The sequence below is a fragment of the Mycobacterium sp. 5-140-3-2 genome (assembly GCF_035666375.1).
In the GTDB taxonomy this organism is placed as follows: domain Bacteria; phylum Actinomycetota; class Actinomycetes; order Mycobacteriales; family Mycobacteriaceae; genus Mycobacterium; species Mycobacterium intracellulare.
In genome coordinates this window covers 2,097,414-2,112,084 of the sequence record NZ_CP142025.1, presented here as the reverse complement: position 1 = coordinate 2,112,084, position 14,671 = coordinate 2,097,414, and the positions used below count along the sequence as shown (strand labels likewise).

Below are 14,671 nucleotides of genomic sequence, written 5' to 3'. Positions count from 1 at the left end.
CCTGATCACGGCGAGCCGCTCGAAACCTCTCCGACCGTCTCGTCGTTGAGCGCGCTGTGGTGGCGGCCCCAGACGAAATAGAAAACCAACGCCAGCACGACCCAGCCGCTGAACGCGACCCAGGTGTACCAGTGCAGGCTGGCGAGGATGTACCCGCAGGCCGCCACCGAAAGGATCGGCGTGACAGGGTAACCCGGGACCTTGAAGCCCCGCGGCAAGTCGGGCTCGCGCACCCGTAAGACGATCACTCCGACAGAAACCACCACGAACGCGGTCAGGGTGCCGATGGACACCATGTCCGCGAGCTTTTGCAGCGGGACGAAGGCGGCCAACGTCGAGGCCGCGAGCGCGACGATCACCGTGTTGTTTACCGGGGTCATGGTGCGCGGGTTCACTTTTGCGAACCTCGCGGGCAGCAGGCCGTCCCGCCCCATGGCGAACAGGATGCGCGTCAGGCCGTACATGGTGACCAGCGTGACGCTGAAGATCGAAATGACCGCGCCCGCAGCGAGGATCGAGCCGGCCCAGCTGCCGTGGGTGACGTTCTCGAGAATCGTTGCCAGCCCGGCCTCCTGCTGTCCGGCGAAAGCTTGCCAGGGCTGCGCGCCCAGTGCGGCCACCGCAACCAATACGTAGACGCCGGTGACGGTCAGCAGAGCGGCGATCAGCGCGCGCGGCATGGTCTTCTGCGGGTTGTTCACCTCGTCACCCGCGGTGGACACGGCGTCGAGGCCGATGTAGGAGAAGAAGATGGTGCCCGCGGCCGACCCGATGCCCGCGACGCCGAACGGCGCGAAGTCCCGCAGGTGGTGCGCGTCGAACGCGGTGAAGGCGACGATCGCGAACACGACGAGCACGCCGAGCTTGATCATCACCATAATGGCGTTGACCTTCGCCGATTCGCTGGCGCCGCGGATGAGCAGCAACGCGCACATCCCGATCAGCGCGATCGCCGGCACGTTCAAATAGCCGGGCTGCGCGTCCCACGGCGCGGCCGACAAGGCATGTGGCAGTTGAAATCCCACCACATTGCTCAGCAGCCTGTTGAGGTAGCCGCTCCAGTTGACCGCGACCGCGGCGGTGGCCACCCCGTATTCCAGCAGCAGGCAGGCCGCCACACCCATCGCCACCACCTCCCCGAGCGTGGTGTACGCGTACGAGTACGACGACCCCGAAACCGGCACCGCCGAGGCCAATTCGGCGTAGCACACGGCCGCGAGGCCGGCGGCGAGGCCCGCCAGCAGGAAGGAGACGATGACTCCCGGCCCGGCCTCGGGCACGGCCACGGACATGACGAAGAAGATGCCGGTGCCGATGGTCGAGCCGACCCCGAACATGGTCAGCTGAAAGGTGCCGATGCCGCGCTTGAGGCCCTCCGCGGCACCGGGCGCGACGTGCGCGCCCACCACGGGGCGGCGCCGCAGCAGCTGCTCCTTCAGGCCAACCGACGTGGCTGCCAATTGCGCCTCCTGTTTCCGGTTCGGCGATCAGCGCCGGCGAAGCCCTCCGGGCCCGTCGGCCGCCAGGTGGCGCACCCCGGGCTCGGTCCAGGTGCCCGGATCGTCGAAGGCGCGCACGGCTTCGCGCCTAGTGAAGCTGGAGGATCGAGTCGACGACCACGCCGGCGGCGCCGGCCGCGGCGGTGATCGCCAGTGTCACCCAGTCCGCGAGCTTCGGACGTCCGGGAGCGGCCGAGAGCTGACCGATTCCGCCACGGGCGGTGATCGCATCGCCCATTTCGTCGGCGCGCCGCAACGTCACAACGATTGCCGCGGTGAGCAAGTCGATCATGTCCCGCGCCTGCTGGCGCCGGCGCGCCCGGCGGCTGCGCGGAGTCTCGTTGGGACGCAGGCGCCGGGCGGCGTAGAGCACCTGGAACTCTTCGATCAACATCGGGAAGGCGCGCAGCGCGAGCGCCAGGGCAACCGCCCATTCGTCGCTCGGGATCCGCAACCACCGCAAGGGCCGGCCCAAAGCGGCCAGCGCCGGCCCCATTTCGGCGACGTTGGTGGTCCAGGACAGCATCGCCCCCAACCCGATCAACACGATCGACAGCGCGGTGACCCGCACGAAGTGCAACGTGCCGCCCAGCCCGATATGCACGCCGGCAATCGAGACCACGGGGCTTCCGGCGCCGAGAGCGGCGGTGATGCCGCCCACCGCGAGGACGATCCATATCCAGCGCCGCGGCGAGGGCAGCGCGCCGCGGGGAATGTGCGCGAGCCGGGCCGCCGTGATCAGCAACACCAACATCAGCCCGACGCTCGCCCAACCCGGGTAGAAGGTCAGCAGTATCGAGACGCCCAGCACCACCAACAGTTTGGTGCCGGCCCACAGTTCGTGAATTTTCGACGTTCCGGGCACCGGCACCAGCAGGACGACCGGCCGGGGAGTGCGCCGTGTTTTTCCCTTCGCCGACTTGGCGTCCGCGGGCGCGGTCATGGCATGCCCCCCGCCGCCGTCGACGCCGTCTCGAGCACGCCGTTGCGCAGATACAGGGATCGCGGGCAGAGCTCCTCCAGCCCGACGATGTCGTGGGAGATGACCACCAGCGTCAAACCTCGTTCCCTGCGCAGGTTTTCCAGCAGCCGCAGCAGGCCCCGCTGACTGCCGACGTCCAATCCCGCCAGTGGTTCGTCGAGGACGAGCGCCCGCGGGGAACGGGCCAGCAGCCCGGCCAGCACGACACGGCGCATCTGGCCGCCACTGAGTTGATCGATGCGCCGCGTGCCCATCGCCGGGTCCAGGCCGACCGATATCAGCGCCTCGGCCACCCGATCTTTGTCATGATGCGAAAAGCCCGCTGCGGAAGCGACTTCGGCGTCGACGTGGTCGCGCATCAGCTGCAACCGGGCCGACTGGAACGAGAGCGCGACCTCCCCGACGTGTTCGTGGGTGGGCTCGCCGTCGATCAGGCAGGTACCGCTGGTCGGAGTCGTCAACCCCGCCATGATCCACGCCAAGGTCGATTTGCCCGACCCGTTGCCGCCGTGGATCAACACCCCGTCACCCTGCTCGACCACGAAGCTGACATCGCGCAGGGCGACCTTGGCCCACGGTGTGCCGCTGGCGTATTCGTGGCTGACGTCGACGAGCTCGAGCACCGGCGTGCGCGACGGGGCCGCGACGTGAGGCGTCTGGGCGTGGGTGGCCGGGGTCTCGGCCTTGGCGGTGTTATCCGGTGAATCGCTGAGCGTGATGATGCGGTCGGCGGAGGCGGCCTCGTTGTCGTAGTGGGTGATGTGCACCAAGGCGCTCTGGTGGCGTTTCGCAAGACCAGAGAGCACGCCCAGCAACGCATCTCGCCCCTGCTGGTCGACCATCGTGGTGACCTCGTCGGCGATGAGCAACGCCGGATCGCGCGCCAGCGCCGCCGCGAGCGCAAGGCGCTGCAGCTCTCCGCCGGACAGGCTGCCGGTGTCGCGCTCGGCAAGTCCCTCGAGCCCGACCTCGCGCAGCAATCCGCCCACATCGATCTCCGCCCCCGGCGGCAAACCCCACACCACGTCGTCGGCGACGCGCGTGCCCAGAACTTGACTTTTGGGGTGCTGCAAGACAATTGCGGTGCCGCCCATTTCGCCCAGCCCCACCGCGCCGGGGCGGTCGATGGTTCCCGACGTCGGCTCCCGGCCGGCCAGCATCAACATCAACGTGGTCTTGCCCGAACCGTTGGCCCCGGTCACGGCGATGTGTTCGCCGGCCTGGACGGCGAGGCTGATCTCGCGCAGCGCGTCCCGGTCGGCGCCGGGATACCGGAACGACACCTTGTCAAGCCGCACGGGCACCGGCCCCACCGGAGCACTGCCAGCACCCTCGGAGACGTCCAACTTGTGCACGTCGGGAATCTTGCGCATTCGCTCCAGGAGGCGAGACAGCGCCGACCAGCTGATGAACGAAACGATGACGACCAACAAGACCATGTACGGGAAAATCAGTAGCTGCCAGTGGTGTATCCCGTTGGCGACGTATCGCTTCAAAGCGTCGCCCACGCCCGGCAGGTGTACCCAATTCAGGAATGCCGCGACCCCGTTGGCATTGGCGGTGATGACGTCGAAGAACAGCTGCCGCAGCCGCGTCAGCACCGCCAGGACCGCGACCCACCCGGCGCCCCACAGGACTCCGGCGATCAACGACAAGAAGGCGACCGTCGGCGTGCCCCGGCCCTTGCGCTTGACGATTCCGCACAGTCCGCCGACCCAGGCGCAGTCGACGAGCATGAACAGGCTGCCCAGTCCGGCGATCAAAAAGGCGATCACCCCGCCGGCTACGGTCGCGGCCATCAGGGCGCGGGGGCGGTAGCGGTACGCCAGCAATCCCATGGGCACGGTGCCCAGCACGCCCAACCCCTGAGCGAATGGGATTACCGCGGCGAGGATCTCGATCGCCGCGCAGAGGGCCCCCATGACCGCGGCCTGTGCCAACTCATTCGGACGCAGGGCCCCTTCCCCGGGTTGCCGAATACGCAGCAAGGTCACTTGGGCGATTCTGCCAGTCCCGCGAGGGGGTGTCCGCTGAAGAAGGGTTTTGGCGCGGCACGCCTGGTCGCTTCGCCCTCGCTTAGCAAAGCTATGCAACCATGGATACATGGACAATGTCGTCGACACCGCAAAGCTCGAGGGAGCGCAGGGGCTGGGGGCCGATCTGCTCGCCGTGGTCGCGCGGCTCAACCGCCTCGCCACCCAGCGCATCCAGATGCCGCTGCCGGCCGCGCAGGCAAGGCTGCTGGCCACCATCGAAGTTCACGGCGAAGCCCGAATCGGTGACCTCGCCGCCGTCGATCACTGTTCGCAACCGACGATGACCACGCAGGTGCGTCGCCTCGAGGAAGCGGGTCTGGTGACCCGCATGGTCGACCCCGGAGACGCGCGCGCCGTCCGCATCCGCATCACCGCCGAGGGCAGGCGCACCCTCAACGCGGTCCGGGCCGACCGCGCCGCCGCGATCGAACCCCAATTGGCGCTGCTCGACGCCGGTGACCGCCAGGTGTTGATGCAAGCGGTCGACGTGTTGCGCCGCCTGCTCGACGATGCCTCCCTGGCCACCTCGCTCGCGGGCCGCCGTACCTCGCTGTGAACGTCACAATGCTGGAGAGCGGACCGCGAGCGCGGGTAGACACGTAACCGAACGGGCGACCGGCGCCTGACGGCGAGACCCAATCGAGCTGACCGGTGACGAAAGGTGGCGGCCATGCCGACCGAGGCTTCGGCCGTTCCGGCCTCCCCGCTGACCGTGTGGGCCGGACCGAGCAGGTATGTCTTTTCGCCGGGACGCGACGTGCTCGTCGGCTATGGCCCGGGCTGCGACATCCCGCTGGAGCGCCTCGGAAGTCCCGCGCCGCCACCCGCGCCCCATCCGGATGTGGTGCTCCGGTTCACCGGGGCCCAGTGGGTGGCCATCGATCTGAGCCACCGCGGCATCTTCCTCGACGGATTTCGCGTGCCGACGGTCGAGATCCGCGACGGCCTGGGGATCACCATCGGCGATCCCCAGCACGGCCCGCGGCTGATTTTCCAGCTCGCGCCCGCCCCCGCCGCACCGGGACACCCGCCGCCCGGCGGGCCCGATCCGCGGGTCCCCACCCAAAGCGCCACCCAGCGCATGCCCGTGGTGGCGCCCCCACCGACGCCGGCGCCCCCACCCCCGCCAGTAACGCCGCATCCCGCGGCGCCCCCTCCCTTTCAGCCGCCGGTCGCACCGACGCACCCGCCCGTCGCACCGCCCGAACAACCAAAAGGCCCGGGCCTGATCGAGCGGGTGATCACCTCGAAGCTGCGCGCCCAGCGCCCCTCCATTCGCAGCGACGAGGCCAACTCCACCTTCCGTCTGCCGCTGCGAACCGCGGCGCGCACCACCGGGGTGACGGCGTACCAGGTGGGCCTTGCCGTCGACGGGCGGCAGATCCTGTCGGACATCTCGTTCGCGGCACGTCCGGGCACCATGACCGCCGTCATCGGGCCCTCCGCCGCGCGCAATTCCGCGCTGCTGGCCGTGCTGGCCGGCACCAGGGCACCCAGCTCCGGGCGCGCCACCGTCGATGGGCACGACGTGCACGCCGAACTGCAAGCCATGCGCAGCCGCATCGGGATCGTCGCGCGTGACGACCAACTGCACCGCCAGCTCACGGTCGAACAGGCCGTGCAGTACGCCGCCGAACTCCGGCTGCCACCGGAGGCCTCGGCCGAGCAGCGCGAGCGGGTTGTCGGCCAGGTGCTCGACGAGCTCGACCTGACGCCGCACCGCACCACCCGGATCCGCAAGCTCGCCCCCGAGGTGCGCCGGTGCGCCGCCCTGGCGATCGAGCTGATCACGCGGCCGAGCCTGCTCGTGGTCGACGAACCCACCGCCGGGCTGGACCCGGCGCAACAGCGCCACGTCATGGCGGTGCTGCGGCGCCAGGCCAATATCGGCTGTGTCGTCGTCGTCGCGATCTCGGCGCGCGCGTCGCTCACCGACGTCGACACGTGCGATCAGGTGCTGGTACTCACCGGGACGGGCAAGGTCGCGTACCTGGGCACACCCCTCGACGCCGGATCCGCCATGGGCGCCACCGACTGGTCGCAGGTCCTCGCCCGGGTGGGCGCCGATCCCGACGGAACGCACGCCGCATTCCGCGCGCGGCCGCAGCCGTTGACCGCCCCGCCCGAGGTCGCCGCGCCGTGGACGCCGCCGGCCGGGCTGCCCCGGCACCGCCAGATCCGGTTGCTGGCCCGACGGGAGGTCCGCCTGCTCCTGGCCCATCGCAGCTACTTCGCGTTCCTGGCGATCCTGCCGTTCGCGCTGGCGGGGCTGACGCTGCTGATCCCGGGCGACGCAGGCCTGACGCGGCCCGGGCCGAGCGGCGCCAACGGGCACGAAGCCATCGAAATCCTCGCCGCCCTCAACGTCGGCGCGGTGATCCTGGGCACGGCCCTGACCATCCGCGCCCTGGTCCTCGAGCACCGCGTCTTCCGCCGGGAACAACAGGTAGGACTGTCCGCGCTGGCCTACCTGGCCGCCAAGCTCACGGTGTACGCGCTGGCCGCCGCCCTGTGGACCGCCGTCATGTTCGCGATCGTCGTCGCCGTGCGGGGCGGACCGGCGGGCGACGCCGCGTTGCTGCGCAACGCCACGGTCGAGCTCTACGTCACCGCGGCGGCCACCGCGATCGTGTCCGCGGTGATCGGCCTCACCCTCTCGGCGCTGGGCACCGCGCTCCGGCAAGTCCTACCGCTGGTGGTCCCGGTGATCCTGGCGTCCGCGCTCTTCAACGGGAGCCTGGTGCAGCTGGTGAGCCTGTGGGGGTTGCAGCAGATCAGCTGGTTCGTCCCGGCCCAGTGGGGCTTCGCGGCCTCGGCGTCCACGGTGAATCTGCGCAGGACCGACGCGCTGGCCGCCAACGTCTTGACGTGGACCCACTACAGCGGCTGGTGGGTCTTCGACATGGTGATGCTCGGCCTGTTCGGTGCCGTCGCGGCCGGGTTCACGCTCTACCGGCTGCGCTCGCCGCTGCCCGGCGAGCACCGCCCACCGGTCCGCGGCACCTGAACCGTCGTTCTTGTTCCCCGCGGCGCGAGCCGCGCATTACTGTCGGCTTATGGCGCCACAAAAGACAAGCACCGCAGAACATCTCCGCAACGCGCTGGACGGCCGGTGGCGTGACGTCAGAAACCGGATGCGGACGACGCTGACCGAGGACCTGTTCCGCCCGCACTACACCCCCAACACGGTGATCGCCCGCACCAAGGTGGCGGAGCAGATGAGGATCATGGCGGCGTTCGGCGCGGCCGCCGACAGCTTCCGCAAAGAACATGGCGGCACCGGCGACGTCGGCGCGGCGATCACGATGATCGAGATGCTGGCGATGTCGGACCTCTCGCTGATGGTGAAGGCCGGGGTGCAGTGGGGGCTGTTCGGCGGTGCCGTGGAGAACCTGGGCACCGAGCGCCACCACGAGACCTACGTGCCCAAGATCATCAGCCTGGAATTGCGCGGCTGTTTCGCGATGACCGAGACCGGGCACGGCAGCGACGTGCAGTCGCTGGAGACCACCGCGACCTACGACGCCGAGACGCAGGAGTTCGTCATCGACTCCGCCACCCCGTCGGCGCGCAAGGACTACATCGGGGGCGCGGCCGAAACCGCAACCATGGCAGCGGTTTTCGCGCAACTGATCACCACCGAGGACGGCAAGCCGGTCAATCACGGCGTGCACTGCGTGCTGGTCCCGATCCGCGACGAGGACGGCAACGACCTGCCCGGGATCACCACGTCGGACTGCGAATACAAGGGCGGGCTGCCCGGAGTGGACAACGGCCGCATCGTGTTCGACCACGTTCGCGTCCCGCGGGTGAACCTGTTGAACAAGTACGGCGATGTCGCCCCCGACGGCACCTACAGCTCGCCGATCGAGAACCCCAACCGCCGGTTCTTCACCATGCTGGGCACTTTGGTGCGCGGCCGGATCACCGTGGGCGGCAGCGCCGGCGCCGCCGGCCGGGTGGCGCTGGACATCGCGACCCGGTATGCGTTGCAGCGCAGGCAGTTCAGCGCCCCCGACGACGGTTCCGAGGTGCTGATCATGGACTACCTGGTGCACCAGCGGCGGCTGTTCCCGCTGATCGCGAAGTCCTACGCCCTGCAGTTCGCGCAGAACGAACTGGTCAGCAAATGTCATGACGTCCAGAGCGCCGACGCACCCGACGCCGACGAGCAACGCGAGCTCGAAGCCCGCGCGGCCGGGCTAAAGGCCGCCAACACCTGGCATGCCAGCCGCGCGATCCAGGAATCCCGCGAGGCGTGCGGCGGCGCGGGCTACATGGCCGAGAACAGGTTGATCGGGCTGCGCGGTGACACCGACGTCTTCACCACGTTCGAGGGCGACAATCACGTGCTGACCCAGCTGGTGGCCAAGGAACTGCTGACCGCGTACGCCGACGACATCAAGAGCATGAGCCCGGTCGAATGGGTGCGCTTTGCCGCCAACACCGTCGGTGAACGCGTCATCAAACGCACTGCGGCGGAAGCGATTATCCAAACGATCGTGGACTCCCGCCAGGACAGCGAGGAAGAGGGCAGCCTGTTCAATCGCGGCACGCAGATCAAGATGTTCGAAGACCGCGAGGAATACCTGCTGGCGTCGGTGGCGCGCCGGCTGCAGGCGAAATCCAAAGAGATGTCGGAATTCGACGCGTTCAACTCGGTGCAGGACCACGTGCTGCACGCGGCGAGCGCCCACATCGACCGCGTGGTGCTCGAAGCGTTCGTCGCCGGGATCGACGGCTGCGCGAACGAGGAGGCCCGCGAGCTGTTGGGGATCCTGTGCGACCTGTACGCGTTGTCGGTGATCGAGGACGACAAGGCGTGGTACATCGAGCACCGGTACCTGTCCACCGAGCGCGCCAAGGCCGTCACGCGGGGAATCAACGACCGCTGCCGGGCGCTGCGCCCGCACGCCGCGACACTGGTCGACGGCTTCGGGGTTCCCGAGCAACTGCGTTACGCCGAGATGCTGCACCCGGAGAACTTGGCGGACGCCGTCACAAGCTGACAGGCGAAGCCGATCGGCGTCGTCGAAGCCCTTGGCCCGACGGGTTATTGGTTGGGAACCTTGCCGACGGTTTGCAGCTTGCCGTCCGGGCCGATCCGGAACTTCACCGTCCCGATCCCGCTGGGACAGCACAGCTGATCATTTCCCTTCTGCCACTGGTACTGAACGGTCACGGTGTCATCCGAGGGCGGCAGCACGGTGATGTACGGCTTTGGGTTCGGGGTGGCGGTCCCGAGCGGCCTGTTGTGGTCGAAGAAGAGCAGCTGCTGGGGAGTCGACTCATTCGCGATCGTGGGGATGATCTGCACCCACGACAACCGGCAGTTGCGGGTATGGCCGCGCCCGATTTCAACCCAGATGGTGCCGGGGATCGCGATGGGGACCGCGGTGATCGCCTGGCGCACGGTGTCGGCGGTCGGCCCGTCGGAGGCCTTGCAGGTGTCGGGCTTGGCCTGCGGTGGCGTGGGCGCTTTGCCGCCGCAACCACAGGCCAGCAAAACCAGCACGATCACAGTGAGCCGACGCACGCGGTGAGCTTAGCGAAGACTGTGAATGTTCCGTCGGTTTGGTCGGAAAGCCCGTTCTGAGAAGCGTCGTGCGGGGTGCGCGACGTAACCTCGTGCGGGGCGGGTGGTCAACGGTGACCTGCGGTAACGCGATCCCCCGCCGCGAATTCCCCCGGCGATTTCACATTGGCGTGTCGGCCGGTGAGAGAAGAAAGTAAACGGGGGGAAATTTCGGGGAGCGGCGGCGAAACATGCCTGCTCCACAATGAACTCACTCGATACGGAGCTAACCCGTACGCACTCGACGGAGGGACGTGAGCGTGGCCACGGAGTCCATGGCGGAGGAGAACGCCGTGAACACCATGTGCGCGTATTGCGGCGTCGGTTGCGGCATGGTGTTGCAGATCACAACGGACCCGGAAACGGGTCGCGGTCACGTCACCAAGTCGGTTGGCAACAAAGAACATCCGGCCAACTTCGGCCGGCTGTGCACCAAGGGCGCCACCACCGCGGACATGCTGGGCGCCCCCGGCCGCATGGACTCGGCGTACGTGCGCACCGATCGCGGCGAACCGCTGCAGGCCATCGACACGGATCAGGCGATCACCCAGTGCGCGAGACGGTTACGGGCGATCATCGACGAACACGGCGCGGACGCGTTCGCGATGTACGTGTCCGGCCAGATGTCCATCGAGGCGCAGTACCTGGCGAACAAGCTGACCAAGGGGTTCATCGGCACCAACCAGATCGAGTCGAACTCGCGACTGTGCATGGCCAGTGCGGGTTCTGGCTACAAGCTTTCGCTGGGCGCCGACGGCCCCCCGGGTTCGTATCAGGACTTCGAACACGCCGACGTCTTCTTCGTCATCGGCGCCAACATGGCGGACTGCCACCCGATCCTTTTCCTGCGCATGATGGACCGCGTCAAGGCCGGCGCAAAACTGATCGTCGTCGACCCGCGCCGCACGGCGACCGCCGACAAGGCGGACCTCTTCCTGCAGATCGCCCCGGGGTCGGATCTGGCGCTGCTCAATGGCCTGCTGCACCTGATCGTCGAGAACGGCCACACCGACCCCGAATTCATCGCCGAGTTCACCGAGGGCTGGGAGGTGATGCCCAGCTTCCTGGCGCAGTACACCCCCGCCAAGGTCAGCGAAATATCCGGCATCCCCGAAGACGACATCCGCGCCGCGGCCCAGATGATCGGCGAGGCCGACAATTTCGTGAGCTGCTGGACGATGGGGCTCAACCAGAGCACCCACGGCACCTGGAACACCAACGCCATCTGCAACCTGCATCTGGCCACTGGGGCCATCTGCAAGCCCGGCAGCGGTCCCTTCTCCCTCACCGGGCAGCCCAACGCGATGGGTGGCCGCGAGATGGGTTACATGGGACCGGGCCTGCCGGGGCAGCGGTCGGTCGCCTCGGCCGAGGACCGCGAGTTCGTCGAAGACCTGTGGGGCGTCCCCCGCGGAACGCTGCGCACCGAGGTCGGCACCGGCACCATCGACATGTTCTCCCGAATGGCCGCCGGACAGATCAAGGCGTGCTGGATCGTCTGCACCAATCCCGTTGCCTCCGTTGCCAACCGCAAGACGGTGCTGGCCGGACTGGAGCGCGCCGAATTGGTGATGGTCCAGGACGCGTTCCTCGAGACGGAGACCACCGAATACGCCGACGTGTTATTGCCAGCGGCCCTGTGGGCGGAGTCTGAGGGGGTGATGGTCAATTCCGAGCGCAACATGACGCTGTTCCAGCCGGCGGTCCCCGCACCGAGTCACGCGATGCCGGACTGGCAAATCATCGCCCGGATCGCCTGCGAGATGGGCTTTTCGGAGGCGTTCAGTTACGACTCCGCCGAGGAGGTCTTCGAGGAAATCAAGCGGTTCTCGAACCCGAAGACCGGTTACGACCTGCGCGGGATCAGCTACGAGCGGTTGCGCCGGAGTCCGGTGCAGTGGCCGTGCGCGCCGGACAGCGAGGCCGATCGCAACCCGATCCGCTATCTGAACGACGGTGTCAGCCAATCACAGTTGGTCCGCGACGACGGCACGGTGCCGCGACTGGCCTTTCCGACCCCGAGCGGCCGTGCGGCGTTCTTCGCCCGCCCGCACCTGCTGCCCGAGGAGATGCCGGACGACGACTACCCGTTCCTGCTGAACACCGGCCGGCTGCCGCACCAATGGCACACCATGACCAAGACCGGCAAGGTCGCCAAGCTCAACAAGCTCAACCCCGGACCGTTCGTCGAGATCCACCCCGACGACGCCGCGAGGCTTGATATCGCCGACGACGATCCGATCGAAATCGCTTCTCGCCGCGGCCGCGCGGTGCTGCCCGCGGTCGTCAGCGATCGGGTGCGTCCGGGCAACTGCTTCGCGCCGTTCCACTGGAACGATGCCTTCGGCGAGTACCTGTCGATCAACGCCGTCACCAACGACGCCGTCGACCCGATCTCGAACCAGCCCGAATTCAAGGCGTGCGCCGTCACCTTGACGAAAGTAGCTGTCTCCCAACCCGATCCGGACACCACGACGACGGCGAACACCGACGCACCGGACGCCGCGGCCAGGGAGGTACGAGAAATCAGCGTGCCCCAACTCGACACCCTGGGCGAATTGCTCGGCGTCACAACACTGCCCAAGCCGGAATTCAACGAACTCGGCCGCGCCTACCTCGCCGGGATGCTGACCGGGCTCCGCTCGGACGCCGGCCGCCGCGCCGCCGGGGTGCCGACCTTGCCGCCGAGCGCGCCGTTCGATTCCGGCACCCGGTTGTGGGTGGACGGCCTACTGGCGGGATTGTTCTCGCGCGCCGACGGACCCAAGCCGGTGGCGCTGCCCGTGGCGCCCCCATCGGCTCCGGCGCCGGCCGTTGGGCAGCCGCCCGTCGCGCCGGCCGGCCCCCCACCCGCGCCCGAGCGCGCTCCCGTCGTGGTGCTGTGGGCGTCGCAGACGGGGACTGCGGAGGAGCTCGCCGCCGACATCGCCGCCCGACTGGCCGACGCCAAGCTGCCGGTCTCATTGCACAGCATGGACGACTTCCCGGTGGCCGAGCTGACGAAAACGCGGGAGCTATTGCTCATCACCAGCACCACCGGTGACGGCGACGCGCCCGACAACGGTGCCGGCCTGTGGCGGGCGCTGACGTCCGAGACCGCGCCGCGATTCACCGATACCCGCTACGCCGTGCTCGCGCTGGGCGACTCCAATTACGACGACTTCTGCGGCCACGGACGCAATCTCGACGCGCGGCTCGCCGAGCTGGGCGCGACCCGCCTCACCGGCCGGGTCGACTGCGAACCCGACTACGACGACTCCGCGGCGAAGTGGCTTGGCGACATCATCGACGCCCTGACCCGGACCCCCACCTCCGTCGGTGGCGACGGCAGGGCGGCGGCGCCGGCCCGCGCCTCCACGGTGGTGGCGCCGTCGCGCCCGGGCCCGCCCGCGCCGAGCACGTACAGCAAGAAGCATCCGCTGATCACCGGCATGGTCCGCAACACCGTGCTGAGTCGGCCGAAATCGGCAAAAGACGTGCGGCACTTGGTTTTCGACCTGCCGGAAGAAACCGTGACCTACGAGGCCGGTGACGCGCTCGGGGTGTGGCCGCGCAACAGCGACCAGCTGGTCGACGAATGGCTGTCCGTCACCGGGCTGGACGCGCAGACACCCGTCGAGGTCGGCGAGCACGGGCTGATGTCGTTGCGCTCGGCGCTGACCGAGCGCATCGAAATCGCCCACATCAGCCGGGACCTGGTGCGGTTCGTGCAGGAGCGCACGGGCGATGCGAAACTCGCGGAGCTGCTGAAGCCGGAAAACAAGCGCGCCCTGGCGGATTGGTCGTGGGGCCGGCAATCCATCGACCTGCTGGCGCAGCTGCCGGTCATCGCGTCGGCCCACGAGTGGCTGCGAGTGCTCAAACGCCTTCAGCCGCGGCTGTACTCGATCTCATCGAGCCCGAAAGAGTGCCCGGGCGAGGTTCACCTGACGGTCTCACCGGTGCGCTACAACTTCCAGGGCGTCCCGCGCCGCGGGGTGTGTTCGACCTACCTCGCCGACCGTTCCCCTGGCGATCGAGTCGCCGTGTACCTGCAGTCGTCGAGCAATTTCCGCCCGCCGAGCGACCCGGACACGCCGATGATCATGATCGGTCCGGGCACCGGCATCGCGCCCTTCCGCGGCTTTCTGCAGGAGCGGCGCGCGCTCGGCCACACCGGACCCAACTGGTTGTTCTTCGGCGAGCAACATGCCGCCACCGACTACTACTACCGCGACGAACTCGAACAGATGCGTGACGACGGCTTTCTCACCGAGTTGGACCTCGCGTTCTCCCGGGACCAGCAGCAAAAGGTCTACGTGCAGCACCTGATGCGCAACCGCGGCGCGCAGCTGTGGAGCTGGTTGCAGGACGGCGCCCAGCTCTACGTCTGCGGCACCGCCGACCCGATGGCCAAGGACGTCGACCGCGCGCTGTGCGACATCGCGGCCGAATTCGGCAACCTCGACCCGGACGCGGCGCAGGCGTACGTGCAAGGGCTCAGCGCCGACAAGCGCTACCACCGCGACGTCTACTAGCGCCGATCCGCCGCTGACATCGAACTTGTAATACGGCGGAAACATCGCGCATCCGCCGATGA

General features: G+C 68.4%; 8 protein-coding genes and 1 pseudogene. 4 read left to right on the top strand and 5 right to left on the bottom strand.

What is annotated here, in order from left to right:
- Nucleotides 1–5: 5 nt before the first annotated feature.
- The 4 genes and pseudogenes from P6281_RS10055 to P6281_RS10045 all read right to left on the bottom strand — a co-directional run bounded on the left by P6281_RS10055 (nucleotide 6) and on the right by P6281_RS10045 (nucleotide 4,475).
- Nucleotides 6–1,460 (bottom strand): amino acid permease, encoded by a 1,455-nt coding sequence (locus tag P6281_RS10055; protein ID WP_008255660.1) that lies wholly within the window; start codon nucleotides 1,458–1,460, stop codon nucleotides 6–8.
- 42 nt (nucleotides 1,461–1,502) lie between these two features.
- Nucleotides 1,503–1,577 (bottom strand): annotated as a pseudogene (locus P6281_RS26160) (hypothetical protein); the annotation flags it as partial.
- 10 nt (nucleotides 1,578–1,587) lie between these two features.
- A complete protein-coding gene (locus P6281_RS10050) occupies nucleotides 1,588–2,442 on the bottom strand; it encodes an energy-coupling factor transporter transmembrane component T family protein (protein WP_008255659.1) in 855 nt (284 codons plus the stop codon).
- Complete coding sequence (locus P6281_RS10045) at nucleotides 2,439–4,475, bottom strand: ATP-binding cassette domain-containing protein (RefSeq protein ID WP_225336764.1); 2,037 nt, start codon at nucleotides 4,473–4,475, stop codon at nucleotides 2,439–2,441. The genes P6281_RS10050 and P6281_RS10045 overlap by 4 nt, the downstream gene beginning before the upstream one ends.
- A 109-nt stretch (nucleotides 4,476–4,584) precedes the next feature.
- Here P6281_RS10045 and P6281_RS10040 point away from each other — a divergent pair, with 109 nt between their 5' ends.
- From P6281_RS10040 to P6281_RS10030, 3 genes are all read left to right on the top strand, one after another.
- Nucleotides 4,585–5,073, top strand: a complete 489-nt coding sequence (locus P6281_RS10040) for a MarR family winged helix-turn-helix transcriptional regulator (protein WP_009954612.1) — start codon at nucleotides 4,585–4,587, stop codon at nucleotides 5,071–5,073.
- A 114-nt stretch (nucleotides 5,074–5,187) separates the two neighbouring features.
- Nucleotides 5,188–7,524: an ATP-binding cassette domain-containing protein gene (locus tag P6281_RS10035; protein ID WP_238963673.1), complete on the top strand. Its 2,337-nt coding sequence runs from the start codon at nucleotides 5,188–5,190 to the stop codon at nucleotides 7,522–7,524.
- A 49-nt stretch (nucleotides 7,525–7,573) separates the two neighbouring features.
- Nucleotides 7,574–9,526 carry an acyl-CoA dehydrogenase family protein gene (locus P6281_RS10030; protein WP_136244017.1) on the top strand — a complete coding sequence of 651 codons (1,953 nt, stop codon included), beginning with the start codon at nucleotides 7,574–7,576 and terminating at the stop codon, nucleotides 9,524–9,526.
- A 44-nt stretch (nucleotides 9,527–9,570) separates the two neighbouring features.
- Here P6281_RS10030 and P6281_RS10025 read toward each other — a convergent pair whose 3' ends face one another.
- Complete coding sequence (locus P6281_RS10025) at nucleotides 9,571–10,038, bottom strand: LppP/LprE family lipoprotein (protein WP_008255654.1); 468 nt, start codon at nucleotides 10,036–10,038, stop codon at nucleotides 9,571–9,573.
- A gap of 329 nt (nucleotides 10,039–10,367) precedes the next feature.
- Here P6281_RS10025 and P6281_RS10020 point away from each other — a divergent pair, with 329 nt between their 5' ends.
- Nucleotides 10,368–14,609 carry a bifunctional nitrate reductase/sulfite reductase flavoprotein subunit alpha gene (locus P6281_RS10020; RefSeq protein WP_014379817.1) on the top strand — a complete coding sequence of 1,414 codons (4,242 nt, stop codon included), beginning with the start codon at nucleotides 10,368–10,370 and terminating at the stop codon, nucleotides 14,607–14,609.
- Nucleotides 14,610–14,671 lie beyond the last annotated feature (62 nt).

Coding starts and splice junctions, on each gene's coding strand:
- P6281_RS10020 (WP_014379817.1), top strand. CDS start 10,368: ATGGCGGAGGAGAACGCCGTGAACACCATGTGCGCGTATTGCGGCGTC.
- P6281_RS10035 (WP_238963673.1), top strand. CDS start 5,188: ATGCCGACCGAGGCTTCGGCCGTTCCGGCCTCCCCGCTGACCGTGTGG.
- P6281_RS10040 (WP_009954612.1), top strand. CDS start 4,585: ATGGACAATGTCGTCGACACCGCAAAGCTCGAGGGAGCGCAGGGGCTG.
- P6281_RS10030 (WP_136244017.1), top strand. CDS start 7,574: ATGGCGCCACAAAAGACAAGCACCGCAGAACATCTCCGCAACGCGCTG.
- P6281_RS10050 (WP_008255659.1), bottom strand. CDS start 2,442: ATGACCGCGCCCGCGGACGCCAAGTCGGCGAAGGGAAAAACACGGCGC.